The 17,363-nt window shown below is 39.8% G+C and carries 15 protein-coding genes; 12 read left to right on the top strand and 3 right to left on the bottom strand.

The window, feature by feature from the left end; all coding sequences use genetic code 11:
* Positions 1 to 64: 64 nt before the first annotated feature.
* Positions 65 to 691: a TetR/AcrR family transcriptional regulator gene (locus tag AC1M9H_RS13245; protein WP_481613564.1), complete on the bottom strand. Its 627-nt coding sequence runs from the start codon at positions 689 to 691 to the stop codon at positions 65 to 67.
* A gap of 145 nt (positions 692 to 836) precedes the next feature.
* Here AC1M9H_RS13245 and AC1M9H_RS13240 point away from each other — a divergent pair, with 145 nt between their 5' ends.
* The 7 genes from AC1M9H_RS13240 (at position 837) to AC1M9H_RS13210 (ending at position 8,812) form a co-directional block, all read left to right on the top strand.
* The gene (locus AC1M9H_RS13240) at positions 837 to 2,009 is read left to right on the top strand and encodes an isovaleryl-CoA dehydrogenase (protein ID WP_481613563.1); all 1,173 of its coding nucleotides are present in this window, start codon (positions 837 to 839) and stop codon (positions 2,007 to 2,009) included.
* A gap of 26 nt (positions 2,010 to 2,035) precedes the next feature.
* Entirely contained in the window at positions 2,036 to 3,637 is a 1,602-nt protein-coding gene (locus AC1M9H_RS13235) for a carboxyl transferase domain-containing protein (protein WP_092768407.1), read from the top strand.
* Positions 3,638 to 3,649: 12 nt separating this feature from the next.
* Positions 3,650 to 4,450 carry an enoyl-CoA hydratase/isomerase family protein gene (locus AC1M9H_RS13230; protein WP_481613562.1) on the top strand — a complete coding sequence of 267 codons (801 nt, stop codon included), beginning with the start codon at positions 3,650 to 3,652 and terminating at the stop codon, positions 4,448 to 4,450.
* Positions 4,451 to 4,463: 13 nt separating this feature from the next.
* Positions 4,464 to 6,458, top strand: a complete 1,995-nt coding sequence (locus AC1M9H_RS13225) for an acetyl/propionyl/methylcrotonyl-CoA carboxylase subunit alpha (RefSeq protein ID WP_481613561.1) — start codon at positions 4,464 to 4,466, stop codon at positions 6,456 to 6,458.
* Positions 6,458 to 7,390, top strand: coding sequence for a hydroxymethylglutaryl-CoA lyase (locus AC1M9H_RS13220; RefSeq protein WP_481596604.1), 933 nt, complete (start codon positions 6,458 to 6,460; stop codon positions 7,388 to 7,390). Before AC1M9H_RS13225 ends, AC1M9H_RS13220 begins: the two co-directional genes overlap by 1 nt.
* Before the next feature lie 78 nt (positions 7,391 to 7,468).
* Positions 7,469 to 8,173, top strand: a complete 705-nt coding sequence (locus tag AC1M9H_RS13215) for a CoA transferase subunit A (RefSeq protein WP_092768413.1) — start codon at positions 7,469 to 7,471, stop codon at positions 8,171 to 8,173.
* 3 nt (positions 8,174 to 8,176) lie between these two features.
* Positions 8,177 to 8,812: a CoA transferase subunit B gene (locus tag AC1M9H_RS13210; protein ID WP_092768415.1), complete on the top strand. Its 636-nt coding sequence runs from the start codon at positions 8,177 to 8,179 to the stop codon at positions 8,810 to 8,812.
* Between the two features lie 39 nt (positions 8,813 to 8,851).
* On the opposite strand, the gene AC1M9H_RS13205 is transcribed toward AC1M9H_RS13210, so the two are convergent.
* Together AC1M9H_RS13205 and AC1M9H_RS13200 are read right to left on the bottom strand one after the other, a co-directional pair.
* Positions 8,852 to 9,943, bottom strand: coding sequence for a phospholipase A (locus AC1M9H_RS13205; protein ID WP_481608206.1), 1,092 nt, complete (start codon positions 9,941 to 9,943; stop codon positions 8,852 to 8,854).
* A gap of 73 nt (positions 9,944 to 10,016) precedes the next feature.
* Complete coding sequence (locus AC1M9H_RS13200; RefSeq protein ID WP_481596585.1) at positions 10,017 to 12,956, bottom strand: insulinase family protein; 2,940 nt, start codon at positions 12,954 to 12,956, stop codon at positions 10,017 to 10,019.
* A 258-nt stretch (positions 12,957 to 13,214) separates the two neighbouring features.
* Between AC1M9H_RS13200 and AC1M9H_RS13195 the strand changes: the two genes are divergently transcribed.
* The 5 genes from AC1M9H_RS13195 to AC1M9H_RS13175 all read left to right on the top strand — a co-directional run bounded on the left by AC1M9H_RS13195 (position 13,215) and on the right by AC1M9H_RS13175 (position 17,363).
* A complete protein-coding gene (locus AC1M9H_RS13195) occupies positions 13,215 to 14,219 on the top strand; it encodes an adenosine kinase (protein WP_481593950.1) in 1,005 nt (334 codons plus the stop codon).
* 16 nt (positions 14,220 to 14,235) lie between these two features.
* Positions 14,236 to 14,544 (top strand): Rieske (2Fe-2S) protein, encoded by a 309-nt coding sequence (locus AC1M9H_RS13190; protein WP_171076765.1) that lies wholly within the window; start codon positions 14,236 to 14,238, stop codon positions 14,542 to 14,544.
* A 17-nt stretch (positions 14,545 to 14,561) separates the two neighbouring features.
* Complete coding sequence (locus AC1M9H_RS13185; protein WP_035266601.1) at positions 14,562 to 15,176, top strand: OB-fold-containig protein; 615 nt, start codon at positions 14,562 to 14,564, stop codon at positions 15,174 to 15,176.
* Between the two features lie 415 nt (positions 15,177 to 15,591).
* Positions 15,592 to 15,783: a cytochrome oxidase putative small subunit CydP gene (gene cydP / locus AC1M9H_RS13180; RefSeq protein ID WP_481587955.1), complete on the top strand. Its 192-nt coding sequence runs from the start codon at positions 15,592 to 15,594 to the stop codon at positions 15,781 to 15,783.
* A complete protein-coding gene (locus AC1M9H_RS13175; protein ID WP_035266593.1) occupies positions 15,783 to 17,363 on the top strand; it encodes a cytochrome ubiquinol oxidase subunit I in 1,581 nt (526 codons plus the stop codon). The genes cydP and AC1M9H_RS13175 overlap by 1 nt, the downstream gene beginning before the upstream one ends.

The raw sequence follows: 17,363 nt of genomic DNA, 5'->3' as shown, positions 1-17,363 counted from the left end.
CAATATTTCGTTATTAATTACGCGATTACTCGTTTAAACATGAGATCCTTTTGTGTGAATTAAATTAATTTTCCTCCTTTGCCTTAACTGCATTGACACAAAAGTCTGCAATTTGCTTAACGAAATAACCTTTATAACCGTCATCAAACATCACATTACGCGATGGATTTAAAGGTTCGATCACAACGAATGTCATCGCACCAACCACGCATAATGCAGCTGTATTTAAATCTTCAAATTCGAACTCACCATTGACCTTTCCTTCGGCAAGAATCTCCTTAATGGATTGTTTTATCAGTTGCTTACTTCTAAAACGTTCATGCTCAATCGTTGGGTCTACGGGCTCAAACATGAGTGAATATGCAAGTTGAGGGCTATTCAGAGCACGTTTTACGAAAGCAGTGACGGCCTTTGTCAACTTATCAGTCGAAGTCCAATCAGTTTTTGCAATCTGATTCAGAATATCAACCTCACCTTTGATGGCCTGTGAAAGCACTTCAATCAAAATCTGATTTTTGTTCTCAAAATAGCGATAGACCAAGCCACTCGAGACACCAGATTTATCTGCAATCGCTTGCACTTGTGCATCTTTAAAACCACCACCCGCAATAAGTTCGCGCGCGGATTGCAGTATCGATTGACGATTTTGCTCCATACGCTCTTGCATCAAAGTGGATCTTTTATAACTCATAATTGTTCACCCAATCAACTAAAATGAATTATAAATCATTTTCTGAATCTATATTCACTTTTTAAAAAAATAACTGTATTGTATTTCTCAAGCAAGGACAAAATGCTTCACTGGAAATAAAAATTAAATTTTAGGATGAATGAAAATGAATTTACAGAGTATCGACTTTGGACTAGACGAAACACTAATCGCTTTACGTGATTCTGTAGCTGCATTCTGTGCAAAGGAAATCGCACCTATTGCTCAACAAGTTGATCAAGACAACTTATTTCCAGCTCACTTATGGAAAAAATTTGGTGATATGGGGTTACTTGGACTTACCGTGAGTGAAGAATACGGTGGTGTCAATCTGGGTTATTTGGCTCATATCATTGTCATGCAGGAAATTTCACGAGCATCTGCTTCCATTGGACTTTCATACGGGGCACATTCAAATCTTTGTGTGAATCAAATTAACCGTAATGGTAGCGAAGAACAAAAACAAAAATATCTTCCTAAATTAATTTCTGGCGAATATGTCGGTGCTTTGGCAATGTCTGAACCAAATGCGGGTTCAGATGTCGTGAGTATGAAATTACGTGCTGAAGAGCATGGTGATCACTTTGTACTTAATGGCTCAAAAATGTGGATTACCAATGGTGGAGATGCTGACGTGCTGGTGGTTTACGCCAAAACAGACATCAATGCTGGTGCCAAAGGCATGACTGCTTTCATTATTGAAAAAGGCATGGAAGGCTTTAGTCATGGGAGTCACTTAGACAAACTCGGAATGCGTGGTTCAAATACTTATCCCCTGTTCTTTGACAATGTCAAAGTGCCTAAAGAAAACGTCATGGGTGGTGTGGGTAACGGTACAAAAGTGCTCATGAGTGGATTGGATTACGAGCGTGCAGTTCTCAGTGGTGGACCACTAGGCATTATGGATGCATGTTTAGATGTGGTCATCCCATACATTCATGAACGTAAGCAATTCGGTCAATGTTTAGGTGAATTCCAACTCATGCAAGGCAAAATTGCGGATATGTATTCTACATGGTTGGCAAGCAAGGCTTTGGTTTATGCCGTGGGTGCAGCATGTGATAAAGCTGATCATGATCGTGGTTTACGTAAAGATGCAGCAAGTGCCATTCTCTACTCAGCTGAAAAAGCAACCTGGATGGCTGGTGAAGCTATTCAAACCCTTGGGGGCAATGGTTATATCAATGATTACAGCACAGGTCGATTGTGGCGTGATGCCAAACTCTATGAAATCGGTGCAGGAACTTCTGAAATTCGACGCATGTTAATTGGTCGTGAGTTATTCAACGAAACCAGATAATTCAAGTTAATACAAGGAAGTCATTGATGAACGAAATTAAAAGTAAAATCAATCCACGTAGTGAAGAGTTTAAAATCAATCAAGCTGCAATGCTTGAATTGGTCGCAGACTTAAAAAAACAAGCTCAAACCATTGCCTTAGGTGGTGGAGAAAAAGCACGTCAGAAGCATTTAGCACGTGGAAAACTATTACCGCGTGAGCGCATTGATCAACTCATTGATGCAGGAACTGCCTTTCTTGAAATTGGTCAACTCGCTGCTTATCAAGTTTATGCTGACGATGTACCAGCCGCAGGTGTGGTTGCAGGTATTGGTCAAGTGCATGGTGTGACATGCATGATCGTTGCCAATGATGCAACAGTTAAAGGAGGTACATATTATCCTTTAACTGTAAAAAAACATTTACGTGCGCAAGAAATTGCTGAACAAAATCATCTTCCTTGTATTTATATGGTCGACTCAGGCGGTGCATTTCTGCCAATGCAGGATGAAGTATTCCCTGATCGCGATCATTTTGGACGAATTTTTTACAACCAAGCACGCATGTCGAGTAAAGGTATTGCACAAATAGCCGTGGTTATGGGGAGTTGTACTGCGGGTGGCGCATATGTCCCTGCCATGTCCGATGAAACAATTATTGTCCGCAATCAAGGTACGATTTTCCTCGGTGGTCCACCTTTGGTAAAAGCTGCAACAGGTGAAGTGGTGACTGCTGAAGACCTTGGTGGTGGCGATGTTCATACCCGTTTATCTGGTGTCGCAGATCATCTTGCAGAAAGTGATGAACATGCGATTCAAATTGCACGCAATATTGTTCAAAACCTAAATATCGAACCGAAAGCATTTAAGACAGAAATTGAAGAACCACTTTATAGTGCTGAGGAACTCTATGGTGTCATTCCGAGTGACTCACGCAAGCCCTTTGACATCCGTGAAGTGATTGCACGTATCGTGGATGGTTCAAGACTTGATGAGTTTAAAGCTCGTTTTGGTACAACCTTAATTACAGGTTTTGCATCAATCTACGGCATGAAGGTCGGAATCATTGCCAATAACGGAATTTTATTTTCAGAGTCTGCACAGAAAGGCGCGCATTTCATCGAATTATGTACGCAACGCAATATTCCACTGCTCTTTATCCAAAACATCACAGGCTTCATGGTCGGTCGCCAATATGAAAATGAAGGTATTGCCAAAAATGGAGCCAAATTGGTCATGGCAGTAGCGACCGCAAATGTTCCTAAAATCACCTTGGTGGTTGGTGGTTCTTTTGGTGCAGGCAACTATGGAATGTGCGGTCGAGCATATTCTCCTCGCTTCTTATGGACTTGGCCGAATTCACGTATTTCCGTGATGGGCGGTGAACAAGCTGCTAGTGTTCTCTCCACGATTAAGCGTGATCAAATTGAGCAACGTGGTGAAACTTGGTCAGCTGAAGAAGAAGATCAATTCAAACAACCTTATCGTGATCAATTTGAAAAGCAAGGACATCCTTATTATGCATCTGCACGTTTATGGGATGACGGCGTGATTGATCCAGCAGAATCACGTCATGTCTTAGGTCTGAGTTTGGCTGCTGCATTGAATGCACCCATTGAACCAACTCAGTTCGGCGTGTTCCGCATGTAAGGAGAAAATGACATGAGTTATGAATTTTTACAGCTTGAAACTGAACGCCAAGTTACGACCGTTTGGATTAATCGTGCTGAATTACACAATGCATTCAATACACAAGTGATTGAAGAGCTGAATCACTGTTTCACAACATTAAATGCTGATGATGACGTTCGTGTTGTCGTTTTGGCAGGTCGTGGTAAAAGCTTTTCAGCAGGTGCGGACCTCAATTGGATGAAACAAGCAGGTCAAGCATCAAAAGTAGCAAATGAAGAAGATGCTTTGAAACTTGCCAAAATGTTACAAAGTTTAGCCACACTGAAACAACCGACTATTGCACGTGTCCATGGTATTGCATTTGGCGGCGGCATGGGGCTTGCTTCAGCATGCGATATTTGTGTGGCTTCCACTGATGCTAAGTTTGCCACTTCAGAAGTGAGATTAGGTTTAGCACCTTCAACGATTAGTCCATACGTGATCCGTGCCATCGGTGCTCGTCAAGCATCTCGATATTTTCTCACTGCTGAACGTATTTCTGCAGAACAAGCAAAGCATATTGGTCTCGTCCATGAAGTTTGTCAGCCAGAACAGTTGGATGCCACCGTATCGGAAATCATTGAGGCAATTTTGCTTGGTGGCCCTGAAGCTCAAGCTGCATCAAAGTCTTTGATTCGTTTAGTTGATCATCAAGAAGTCACAGAAGATTTACTGATTCAAACCGCTCAACACATTGCGCACGTACGTCAAGGTGATGAAGCCAAAAATGGCTTAACTGCTTTTTTAAATAAACAAAGCCCAGCATGGATTCAAGCAACGGCAGAACAATAAAAAGGAATTCAATATGTTTAAAAAAATTCTCATTGCAAACCGTGGCGAAATTGCATGTCGTGTGATTCGTAGTGCACAAAAATTAGGTATCGCAACGGTTGCAGTTTACTCAGATGCAGATACCCAAGCGCAGCATGTCAAATTAGCGGATGAAGCTATTTATATTGGTGAATCCCCTGCTGCACAAAGTTATTTACAAGCAGATCGTATTATTCAAGCTGCACTCAAAACAGGGGCTGAAGCCATCCATCCAGGTTATGGTTTCCTATCTGAAAATGATCAATTTGCTGAAGCCTGTGAAAAAAACAACATTACTTTTATAGGGCCTCCAGTGGCTGCCATCTTAGCCATGGGTTTAAAGGCAACGTCTAAAGCATTGATGGAAAAAGCAGGTGTACCACTCACACCTGGGTATCATGGCAGCAATCAAGATGCAGATTTTCTTAAACAACAAGCTGATCAAATTGGCTATCCTGTACTGATTAAAGCCAGTGCAGGTGGTGGTGGTAAAGGCATGCGCTTAGTTGAGCGTGCTGAAGATTTTCTTCCTGCACTCAACTCATGCAAAAGTGAAGCGAAATCAAGCTTTGGCAATGATGACGTTCTAATTGAACGTTATGTTGTCAATCCTCGTCATATTGAAGTGCAAGTTTTTGGTGACAAACATGGCAATTATGTTCACCTCTTTGAACGTGATTGCTCTGTGCAGCGCCGTCACCAAAAAGTCCTAGAGGAAGCCCCAGCCCCTAAAATGGCCGAAGTTAAACTCGAAGCGATGCGTGAAGCTGCGATTAATGCTGCCCGAGCAGTAGACTATGTCGGTGCTGGAACGGTTGAGTTCATTGTTGAGCAAGATGGTACAGCATACTTCATGGAAATGAACACTCGCCTTCAAGTTGAACACCCTGTGACGGAAATGATCACAGGACAAGATTTGGTTGAATGGCAATTACGTGTTGCTTATGGTGAACCTTTGCCAAAACAACAGTCTGAATTAAAAATTCATGGCCATGCACTTGAAGCTCGTGTTTATGCAGAAGAGCCAGAGAAAGGATTTCTCCCAGCAATTGGAAAAATTAATTATCTTCATTATCCGACTCAAAATGAATGTGTCCGTGTTGATAGTGGCATTGTGCAAGGTGATGAGATCACAACGTTCTATGATCCAATGATTGCTAAACTCATCGTATGGGGAGAAAATCGTGAAGCAGCACTCGTCCAAATGCATCATGCTTTGAGCCACTTTCATGTCGAAGGCTTAGGCAACAATATTGCATTTTTAGATCGCTTAGTGGCATGTGACTCTTTCAAAAATGCCAACCTAGATACTAATTTAATTCAGCGCGAAGATGAGTTCCTATTTAAAACCACTACTCCTTCTTCGTCTGAAACAATTGTCACAGCAGCATTTATTGAACTGCATTCTCAGTTAAATGAATCCAAGCGTACAAGCCATCCAGTTTGGAAAGCAAAACCCCTGTGGAGAAGTAATGTTGATGCGCGTACACCGATAAAACTTGAACATCTCGGACAAACGTATCAAGTTGAATTTATCTCAACTTCACAAGGGTTCGAAGCACAGCTTGATGGCGAAAGCTACGCTATCTCAGGTCAGTTGCTCAATGAAAATCTCATGGCGATCTATACCTCTTTCGGTCAAGAGAAAATCAGTTTTAAAAAAACCAATGATGCGGTCACCCTATTTAAAAATGGGCAGACTTTTAAATTTGAACTCATCAAACCTAATTTTAATACAAATGATCAATCTTCATCTGACTCAAATCTAAAAGCACCAATGCCGGGTGCAGTGACACAAGTATTTGTTTCAGCAAATCAACGTGTAAAAAAAGATGAAGTGTTATTAACGTTAGAGGCAATGAAAATGGAATACGCTATACGTGCACCATTTGATGGTGTCGTTGTCGCAGCTTATTTCCAACAAGGTGATCAAGTGAAAGCTGGTGATGAGCTGGTTGAGTTTCAAGCTGCTGAGGAGAATGTGGCATGATGAAAACAACCAATCAAACCACACCAAATCACGATAATTTTGTGAAAATCGTTGAAGTTGGACCTCGTGACGGTCTTCAGAATGAAAAAACACCCTTAACATTCGAAGACAGACGCAATCTTATTCTTGATTTGATGAAAACTGGTTTGAAGAATATCGAAGTCGGTTCTTGTGTATCTGCAAAGTGGGTACCTCAAATGGCAGAAAGTGATCAACTCTATGCTAGCCTACCACATGATGAAGATATCCAGTTCAGCTTACTGACACCAAACCTTAAGGGATTCGAGTCAGCTTTAGCTGTAGGCTGTAAAGAAGTTGCGGTTTTCACCGCTGCTTCTGAAAGCTTCACTCAAAAGAATATAAATTGTTCAATTGAGGAAAGTTTTGAGAAGTTTGCTGATGTATTACAGTTTGCTCAACAACATGATATTAAAGTACGCGGATACGTTTCATGTATCGTCGACTGCCCCTATGAAGGTCCAATTGATCCATATAAGGTTGCTGAAGTCAGTGCAAAGTTAATTGATCTAGGTTGCTACGAAGTATCCTTGGGTGAAACCATCGGCACAGCTACACCTGATCGTGTTTCCAAAGTTTGGAATGCATGTTTGGAACGAATTGAACCACAACTTTTAGCTGGTCATTTTCACAATACCTACGGCATGGCAATTGCCAATATCTATCAATCACTGACACAAGGCATCCGCATATTTGACTCATCGATTGCAGGACTTGGCGGTTGTCCTTATGCCAAAGGTGCTTCGGGTAATGTATCCACTGAAGACTTATTTTATCTCTTGTCCAATATGGGCTATGAAACTGGCATTAACCTAGATGCCCTGATGCTTGCGAGTCGTAACATTAGTCAAGTTTTGCAACGAAACAATCCATCTAACTATGCCAATGCGTATTGGCAAAAAAAATGTGCTTAGTACTTATCAGCATTATGAAATGATGAAGATCGGAAGCTGATTCAGGATGAACAAAATAAAAATACAATGAGGTGTTCAATGACGAACAAAGTGTATGAAAGTGCTGAAAGTGCACTGAACGATATCATTCAAGATGGTCAAACCTTAGCTGTTGGTGGTTTTGGCTTATGTGGTATTCCTGAGGCTTTGATTGCTGCCCTGAAACAAACAGGAGCTAAAGAGCTGACTTGTATTTCAAACAATGCAGGTGTAGATGGTTTTGGTTTGGGATTACTACTCGAAACAAAACAAATTAAAAAAATGATCTCGTCCTATGTCGGAGAAAATAAAGAATTTGAGCGACAATACTTAAATGGTGAACTTGAAGTCGAGCTAACCCCTCAAGGCACTTTGGCTGAAAAACTCCGTGCTGGTGGAGCTGGGATTCCTGCATTTTTTACCCAAACAGGCGTAGGTACGTTGATTGCAGAAGGTAAAGAAGTACGTGAGTTCAATGGTAAAGAATATATTTTAGAACCCTCTTTAACTGCAGATGTCGCTTTGGTCAAAGCGTATAAAGCAGATAAGGCAGGTAACCTAATCTTTAGGAAAACAGCTCAAAATTTTAATCCCGTTTGTGCGATGGCTGGGAAAATCACAGTCGCTGAAGTTGAGGAAATTGTAGAGATCGGTGAGCTCGATCCCGATTCGATACATTTGCCCGGGATTTATGTAAATCGTATCGTTCTTAACACTACACCAGAAAAAAGAATCGAACAAATGACCTTAAAGGCGGAGGCATAAGTTATGGCATGGACGCGTAATGAAATGGCACAACGAGCTGCCTTGGAACTCGAAGATGGATTTTATGTCAATTTAGGGATTGGATTGCCTACATTGGTTGCGAACTATATTCCTGAAAATATCAATGTTTGGCTCCAATCTGAAAATGGTTTGCTGGGAATTGGCGAATTTCCAACAAAAGAAACCGTAGATGCTGACCTGATTAATGCGGGTAAGCAAACTGTTACGGCGCGAGCAGGCGCTGCATTTTTTTCCAGTGCTGATTCATTTGCCATGATCCGTGGTGGGCACGTGAATATAGCTATACTTGGCGCTATGGAAGTCTCTGAGCAAGGTGATCTTGCGAATTGGATGATTCCAGGGAAAAAAGTCAAAGGTATGGGTGGAGCAATGGATTTGGTGGCTGGCGTACAAAAAGTCGTCGTGCTAATGGAACATTGTGCCAAAGATGGCACCCCAAAAATTGTTCCGCAATGTTCACTGCCCCTTACAGGTAAAGCAGTCGTTCATCGCGTGATTACAGATCTAGGGGTTTTGGATATCACGCCTCAAGGGGTAAAACTGATAGAACTGGCTCATGACGTCAACTTTGATGAGATACAGAAAGTGACTGGAGTTCCCCTAATTCAATCGCAATAAGATCGCTAAAAAAACCACGCCTAAGCGTGGTTTTTTTATTTAGAAAGCATTCATTAAAGAAACGCCAATACCCGCATAGGTAGCACGATGATTATAATCAATCAAACTCTCACCATACCCATCGAATAATTGAAAATGACCTCTAAGTTTGCCACTGATTGGAAATGCCCAATCAAATTGAACAGCTCCTCGAGAATCATCCCCACCCTTAAGTGAATGTCTTAACATCAAACTAAAATCATGATCATTCCAACGGTAAAAAGTCGTTAAATCACCACGACCAATATAGTTTTTAATGTCAGGATTGTTATCATCATTGAAATCTTCTTCGATTCGATACCAAGGTCGAATCATCATAGCGAAATTATCACGCTCAAATCCTAAGTTCAGCATCACACGGTTCCAACTACGTGATAAAGGATCCGAACGTCCATTTGATTGATGATTCAGCGTTAAACCGAGTAAGCGACCATTTAAACCTAAAAATTCATAGTTGGTTCTAAACACAATACTTGCTTCAGGTTCATAATTCGTTTCACGAAATGGTCGTGATTCTTCAGAGTTGTAAACCTGCCAACGAGAGGACTGGGTATAACCCAACCAAATATCGCCATTATTCCCGATTAAGTTTTCAACAGCTTTAGTTTTGAGTGAAATTTGAAACTTGGACTCTAAAGACTTTAAATTTTGATCATCTTCTACGGTATTTTGAGGATTTGGGCTCGATGGAAATTCGTTCTTATCAGACGTCCAAAATGCAGGAAGTAAATATACAGGTTGATGTGCGCGTATATTCCATGTACCTAATTTACTGTCTTCAGCCAATTCCCATCGTTTATCAAGCAACGATGAATTCGGTGTAATTACAGGACCTTCCACCGAAAACAAGTTTTCAACTTTTTGTTCGATTTTAGACTTTAAATCCTGTGGTTCAACCTGCGGTGCTGGTATTTCACGCGCAGCCTGACGCTCAGAAACATAAGCAGGTTGCTCAAGTTCAGGGGCTTTGAACAATGCATCATAACAGGCTAAACGCTCTGCATTTGAATCAAGTGCAACGCACGCTTGGGGTGACGCTGGATTCGCTGGTACCATATCTGTTGCCCAAACTGTCTGTATAGGCAAACACATAAACGACGACACACCCAACCATATTGGTGAACGTTTTATTCTATTTCGCATTGGCTAAGCCCCATTTTTAATTTTAATTCACTTGTTTTATTGAAAACCCAAGTTCTGCAAGTTGCTCTTTTTTAGCCATTGGTGCTACAACAGCCTTCGTTGGTTTTTGATTCACTAAATACGTTTCTGCTACACGCTTTAGATCATCTAACGTTACATTGAGCAAACGCTCTCGTAAAGTTTTTCTGAATTGAGGCGTGCGTCCATGCAATAATGCATAACATGCAGTAATTGCTTCACCTGCTGGAGAACCTGGCTTATCCATGCTCGATACAAGACCCAGAATCGCCTCTTCAAGTTGGTGTGGTTTTTGTTCAGTATTCAATAACCAATCAATACTTGCTTCAAAATCTTGGAAAGTTTCTGCTAAACGTGGATCACGATAACTATAGAATCTAAATGCACAAGCATTGCCATCATAGCTTGCACCACCACCATAAGCGCCTCCTTTTTCACGGATTGCACTGTGTAGGAAACCATTTCGTAGATAAGCCGCAAGCACCATTAACGGTGCTGCATCCGGATGAGAAACTTCAACTGCTGGATAAGCAGAAGCACAGAATTGGACATTGGATTGAATCAGCCATGCTTCGTCATTTTGCGTTTGTTCAAAATTAACTTCAGCAAGATGCACTGGCTCACGCTTCACTTCAAGTTTATCCCAAACATTTTGAATTTCTTCAATTAAACGTTCAGACTGTTGCTCTTCACAGACCAGTAGGAACTGTTTAGGCGCGAGTAACAACAAACGGTGAATATTTTGCAACTCTTGAATGAGGTTCGCATATGCTTGTTCATCTGTTTCAATGCTTTGAACAAGCTCGCTCAGCCAATTAAGCGCACCTAAGCCGGTATTATTATAATCACGTAATGCCAATGCACTCATATTACGAGAAGCAATCTGCATGGCATAGCTATGTCCAGAACCAGACAAACGGGATGCCCAACGCGTCTTACGCTGTTGTAAAAGTTCAATAATACGGTCCTTTTCATCAAAACGCAGTTTCTCAAATGCCAGTTTTAACAATTGAATCGTATCTAGTTTGTGGGCAAGCGATTTGGTTGTCAGCGTTAAAAATGCGCTAATTTTACCTTTATCATCAACTTTACTACGTAGAGATGCCCCCATACCAAGGCCACCACTTACCGCTGTTTGTAATTGCTGTAATTCTAAATAATTATATTGACCTGCACCAACCTCCCCCATGAGCACGGAGAGTAAGTTAAAGTAAGGTGATTTCACGACTTGATCAGGAATTTGAATAATCACTTGTTGATAATAAATTCCGTTAGTACCAGCATGGTATAAGTTCAAGGGTGTATCTAAGTTATTAGAAATGATTTCTCTCAATTGACCTTGAACGACTGGAAGTTCGGCAGGAATATCTTCTAAACCAACTTTCGGCAATAAATCTAAGTTATCAGGAGTTGCCTGTCTTTCATTTAATGCCTCAGTCTGGCGTACAATTTCCGCTTTTTCATCATCTGTTAAGCGTGCGCCTATATCAGCTAAACGCTGTTTTTCTGCTTCAGCCTCTAATTTCGACTTATTCGCATCTGGTACAAGCGTCATCTGTACACGATGCGGATTATCAATCAAATGGGTCTTAATCAGATTAGGCAACCACATCGGGTCTTTCAACTGCTCTTTCACTTGCTCAATGGTCGAATCTACGTCCCAAACATGTATTGGATCATTATGATGAATTGCACTGCTTAAACCATTGAGGATGAGGCTTAGACCATAAGGCGTGCCATCTCCACCAATTTCTCGTTGGTGTAATTCAATTTGATGCAAAATCGCATCAACCAATGACTGATCTACAGGCTTCGAGGCAACCTCGTTCAGCACATTCAACACACCGTTTTTGAATGTTTCTGCATGTTCAGGATTTGAACCTTGAATACCGCAGTAGAAAGTCATTTCATAGTTAGAATCATCAAGACCTAAAATTGGTCCTGTAGATTGAGCATAACCACACGTTTCTAAATAGTGACGTAATGGTGAAGCAGAATCTTCCAATAAGATCCCTTCAGCCAAACGTAAGCCTAAACGAAGTTGAATATCACTAGATTCAGGAAGTAACCATGCCAGTACATGGTAGGTTTTATCTTTCAAATCTTCAGCATCTACCGCGTAAGTCTCTGTCACCTCAATAGGTGCTTCTAGACGCTGTTCTGGTGTCGAATATAAGGTTTGACCTTTCTTAAACTTAGATAACGCTAAAGTTTCAAACTGCTCTTGTAACTCATAGGCAGATTGATTACCAAAAGTCATGAAAATAGCGTTACTTGGATGATAATGTGACTTATAGAAACTGACTAACTCTTCGTAAGTTAAATCAGGAATATCCTTAGGATCACCACCTGAATTATAGTGGTAAGTCGTTTTAGGGAATAAATGATGAGCAAGTTGGTGATATAACTGATCTGAAGGTGAACTCATTGCACCTTTCATTTCATTAAAAACCACACCCTTGTAAACAGGCTCACCATTTTCCAACTCAATTCGGATACCTTCTTGAGCGAAATCCAAAGGGTTTAAATTGGCTGCAAATGCTGCATCCAAATAGACGGAAAGTAAGTTTTGGAAATCTTTTTTATTCTGTGTCGCAAATGGATAAGCTGTCCAATCGGCAGCTGTAAATGCGTTCATAAACGTATTTAGAGAACGACGGATCATTAAAAAGAATGGATCACGTACAGGAAATTTTTCAGAACCACATAATGCAGTATGCTCAAGAATGTGTGCTTCGCCTTTTGAATCCATCGGTTGTGTACGGAAAGCAACTAAAAAAACATTTTCATCATGTTCAGTTGCTAGATGAAAATGCACAGCGTCAGTTTCTTTATGACGGTATTCTGAAACTAATATATCGAGTGCGGCTACATGATGTTGACGTACCAACTGAAACGCGGGATGAACGGTGTTTTGAATGGTTTCAGTAACATCTACGGTCATGTGTGCTCCTTAATTTACATAAATTTTAACAAAGATCATTATACTGATAGTTCAATACAATTCATCATTTATACAACAAACTCCAACTATTTTCCGAGTAAAATAGTCAGATTAAAACTAAATCAATAAAACTATATCTGAATTAAATGATTCATTTCGATTAAATGTGGGTTAAAGCCTGAAAATCAAGCTATACGCTACTGAATTCAATCGCATTGGTGTAAAATCTTTTTCTTTTTTCGTGATGTGAATTTAGACATGGCTAAAGTTGACCTTTTTGCGATTGGCAATGCCCTCATTGACCAAGAATTCAAAGTATCTGATGAATTTCTTTTAGAGCAAAATTTGCAAAAAGGTACTATGCAGCTTACAGATGGGGAAACTCAAGCCCGTCTATTTCAAAACTTAAAAAATTCTCAGGAATATAAAGGTCAAGCCTCTGGGGGATCTGCAGCTAACTCAACAGTGGCTTTTAGTGCCTTAGGTGGTCAAGCGTTTTATGGATGCCGTGTCGGCAATGATGATCTTGGAGCGTTGTACTTAAAAGGTCTAAATGATGCAGGAATACAAACCTCTGAACGTTCGATCAGTGAAGGCGTAACTGGGACTTGCATGGTTTTGGTCAGTCCTGATTCAGAACGTACCATGCATACTTTCTTAGGTATTACAGCTGAACTCAGTAATGAACAAATTGATTTTGAAGCGCTAAAAACTGCTAAATGGTTATATATAGAGGGTTACCTTTCTACGAGTGATACGGCACGAGCTGCCGTGAAGCAAGCGCGTGCAATTGCGAAAGCAAATAATGTTAAAATTGCGTTAACGCTCTCTGATCCTGCTATGGTGCAGTATGCGCGTACAGGCTTGGACGAATTATTAGATGATGGTGTAGATGTTCTATTCTGTAATGAACAAGAAGCATTGATGTATACACAAACTGATGACTTACAAAATGCTCTTGCTGCACTTAAAAAATTAAGCTCTACCGTCATTATTACGCTTGGAGCAGACGGCGCTCTTGTAGCAACGGAATCAACTGAACTTCAAGTGAAAGGACGTAAAGTTGTTGCTTTAGACACGAACGGTGCTGGTGATGCTTTCTCTGGTGCATTTTTGTATGCATTAAATGCTGGTAAAGATTTACAAACAGCGACTGAATTGGCTATTTTAATCTCAAGCCAAGTGGTTGCTCAATTTGGTCCACGTTTAGACGTAGCTGATTACGCTAAACTTCTTAAAGAATTTCAAATAGAAGTCGCATAAAATGAATAAAATTTGCATGACTGAAGACATTCCTGAAAGAGAATCTCGATCTTTTGAAACTGAAAATGGTGATAACATTTTCATTACGCAACGAGATGGTTGCTTCTATGCGTATCAAAATGTATGCCCACATTTGCAAGTTGAGCTCGAGTTTCTTGAAAATCAATTCTTAGATCGGGATCAAGAGTTCATTGAATGCTCTACTCATGGTGCTTTATTTGATGTAGAAACTGGTGTGTGCATTTCAGGCCCATGCCAAGGTGAATCTTTAGAAAAAGTCGAGATTAAAGTTCATTCTGATGGTGGAATTTACTTAGAATCTTAAGTCATGAGGTGAAGGACATGCTGGCATTTTTAATGGAAATTGATTTAATGCCATTTCATATGTGCGTGTTTGCATTGCTAATGCTCAGCATGGCTGAAACCTTAGGCTATTTTGTTGGCTTAAGACCTAGTCAATTTATAAAAAAATTAACACCTTATTGGCTTATTCGCCTTCCTTTGCTTCAAGTTAAATTTTCCAAAGTTCTCATTCTTGTTTTTTTTCTGATCAATTTTAGTTTTGCTGGATATTTTCTTCAGCTCATTGTATTTGCAAGCCAGAAAACCTTTCTAGCTTGGTACTATGTTTTATTACCCGCTTTAATTATCGCAATCTTCTTTACGGTATTTATGATTCATTGTTTGGATCAAGTAATCAAACCCAAATACAAATCAGAGCACTCAAATTTGCTTGGTCGACTAGCAACTGTTTCTAGTGGTAATGCACGACCTGGTTTCTCTGCTCAAGCACGCGTTCGCGATGAATTCGGTCAATTACATTATGTACAAGTTGAACCAGAGTTTGGGGAACTTGAATTTCAATCTCAAATCCTCCTGATCCGTGCAAAAAGATCTCATTTTATTGCTAAAAAAATTGCAAAAACAAATCAACTTTTCAATGTTGATCAGCATTAATGAGCTATTAACACCCCACTTCAATTATATGCATTTGATTTGAAAATAGTTCATTCAAGGTATTTTGTGACGCCTATTAAATTTAAATCCAACCAACTCAACGATTATATAAAAATTAATAAAATCCTTATAACCAACCATTTCAATCAGACTTAAAACCAACTAATTTAATAAACTTTAAAACAATAATCCTATTATTTTAGTTGGAATTAAAACATTAATACCAAGTATTTTAGTCTATTTTATTTTTTAATATAACCATTTTAGTAGGATTTAATTTTATTAAAAATAAAAATTATAAATAACTGTTTTTATTATATTTTTCATATTAAAAATATTTATGACTATAAAGTATTTATTTTAAATAAAAAAAAGATAATAATAATTAAAATAGATTCAAATAATGCATTTAAATATGATGATTAAACCTTCAAGTTTAAATAAAAATTTAATCAAAGAGATTACTCTGATTCTTATTATCAAAGTAATCATTCTTATCGTGATTAAAAATATCTGGTTTGATGCACCTACCATTCCCAAAAACTTTGACCATCAAGTCGCTGAACGAATTACGGGCAGCGAACTTAAAATGAAGGAGACACGTTGATGATTTCTGAAAGCGTGGTCGATCTATCGCGGTTTCAATTTGCAATGACCGCAATGTATCACTTTATATTTGTACCCCTCACTCTAGGTTTGGCATTTATCCTTGCCATCATGGAAACCACCTATGTCATTACAGGCAAAGAGATTTACCGAGACATGACCAAGTTTTGGGGTAAGTTATTCGGGATCAACTTTGCTTTAGGGGTAACCACTGGACTAACGATGGAATTCCAGTTTGGTACAAACTGGGCTTACTACTCACATTATGTAGGTGACATTTTTGGTGCACCATTAGCAATCGAAGGATTAATGGCCTTCTTTTTAGAATCTACTTTTATTGGTTTATTCTTTTTCGGCTGGGAACGTCTTTCTAAAGTCCAACATTTATGTGTGACATGGTTAGTGGCTTTAGGCTCTAATATGTCAGCACTTTGGATCTTGGTTGCAAATGGTTGGATGCAAAACCCTGTCGGTGCCGCATTTAACTATGAAACCATGCGTATGGAACTGGTAGATTTTGCCGCACTAATCTTTAACCCAGTGGCACAAGTTAAATTTGTCCATACTGTTTCTGCGGGTTATGTGACTGGTGCAATTTTTGTATTGGCAATTTCAAGTTATTACCTACTTAAAAAACGTGATTTGGCCTTTGCCCGTCGTTCATTTGCCATTGCTGCTATTTTCGGTCTTGCTTCGACATTATCCGTAATTTTACTGGGTGATGAATCAGGATATGAATTAGGTGATGTTCAGAAAACCAAACTCGCTGCAATTGAAGCAGAATGGGATACACATCCAGCACCAGCTGCATTCACATTATTTGGTATCCCCAATCCCGAGACGCAAACAACAGACTATGCTGTGAAAATTCCATATGTCATGGGTTTAATTGCGACTCGCTCTACAACTGAACAAGTCACAGGGATCAAAGATTTAATCGCACAACATGAGCAACGCATCCGTAATGGCATGGTCGCTTATGCACAGCTTGAACAACTTCGTGCTGGAGATCAATCACCAGAACTCAAAGCTGCATTTGACGAGACTCAAAAAGATTTGGGTTATGGTCTATTGTTGAAGAAATACACACCAACTGTAGTTGATGCTACTGAACAACAAATTAAGTCTGCAGCTTTAGATACTATCCCTCATGTTCCAAGTTTATTTTGGGCATTTAGAGCGATGGTGGCGTCAGGTTTCTTAATGCTCTTGTTGTTCATTCTTGCAACGTATGCCGTCATGAAACGTAATGCTGAAAATAAAACTTGGTTGCTCAAGTTTGCACTGATCGCCCTTCCACTTCCATGGATTGCAGCTCAAACAGGTTGGTACGTTGCTGAAGTTGGTCGTCAACCATGGACTATTGGTGAAGTTTTACCAACACACCTATCTGCATCAAGTATTAGTTCAGCGGATGTATGGGGTTCAATTTTAGCACTCGCTGCTTTCTATACAGTACTACTCATTATAGAAATGTATTTAATGATCAAGTTCTCAAGATTAGGACCAAGCTCTTTACATACTGGTAAGTATCATTTCGAAAAACTAGCAGCAGCCAATAAGTCAACTGAGGAGATTTAA

Source organism: Acinetobacter sp. ANC_7512, assembly GCF_056779935.1.
Note: the sequence above shows the minus strand (reverse complement) of the source record. Positions and strands in the feature narration are given on the sequence as shown.

What these genes read in the sequence shown, in the direction of transcription:
- AC1M9H_RS13220 (WP_481596604.1), top strand. Translation starts at nt 6,458, where the DNA reads ATGAAAACAACCAATCAAACCACACCAAATCACGATAATTTTGTGAAA.
- AC1M9H_RS13245 (WP_481613564.1), bottom strand. Translation starts at nt 691, where the DNA reads ATGAGTTATAAAAGATCCACTTTGATGCAAGAGCGTATGGAGCAAAAT.
- AC1M9H_RS13210 (WP_092768415.1), top strand. Translation starts at nt 8,177, where the DNA reads ATGGCATGGACGCGTAATGAAATGGCACAACGAGCTGCCTTGGAACTC.
- AC1M9H_RS13225 (WP_481613561.1), top strand. Translation starts at nt 4,464, where the DNA reads ATGTTTAAAAAAATTCTCATTGCAAACCGTGGCGAAATTGCATGTCGT.
- AC1M9H_RS13215 (WP_092768413.1), top strand. Translation starts at nt 7,469, where the DNA reads ATGACGAACAAAGTGTATGAAAGTGCTGAAAGTGCACTGAACGATATC.
- AC1M9H_RS13230 (WP_481613562.1), top strand. Translation starts at nt 3,650, where the DNA reads ATGAGTTATGAATTTTTACAGCTTGAAACTGAACGCCAAGTTACGACC.
- AC1M9H_RS13240 (WP_481613563.1), top strand. Translation starts at nt 837, where the DNA reads ATGAATTTACAGAGTATCGACTTTGGACTAGACGAAACACTAATCGCT.
- cydP (WP_481587955.1), top strand. Translation starts at nt 15,592, where the DNA reads ATGATGATTAAACCTTCAAGTTTAAATAAAAATTTAATCAAAGAGATT.
- AC1M9H_RS13175 (WP_035266593.1), top strand. Translation starts at nt 15,783, where the DNA reads ATGATTTCTGAAAGCGTGGTCGATCTATCGCGGTTTCAATTTGCAATG.
- AC1M9H_RS13190 (WP_171076765.1), top strand. Translation starts at nt 14,236, where the DNA reads ATGACTGAAGACATTCCTGAAAGAGAATCTCGATCTTTTGAAACTGAA.
- AC1M9H_RS13200 (WP_481596585.1), bottom strand. Translation starts at nt 12,956, where the DNA reads ATGACCGTAGATGTTACTGAAACCATTCAAAACACCGTTCATCCCGCG.
- AC1M9H_RS13235 (WP_092768407.1), top strand. Translation starts at nt 2,036, where the DNA reads ATGAACGAAATTAAAAGTAAAATCAATCCACGTAGTGAAGAGTTTAAA.
- AC1M9H_RS13185 (WP_035266601.1), top strand. Translation starts at nt 14,562, where the DNA reads ATGCTGGCATTTTTAATGGAAATTGATTTAATGCCATTTCATATGTGC.
- AC1M9H_RS13205 (WP_481608206.1), bottom strand. Translation starts at nt 9,943, where the DNA reads ATGTGTTTGCCTATACAGACAGTTTGGGCAACAGATATGGTACCAGCG.
- AC1M9H_RS13195 (WP_481593950.1), top strand. Translation starts at nt 13,215, where the DNA reads ATGGCTAAAGTTGACCTTTTTGCGATTGGCAATGCCCTCATTGACCAA.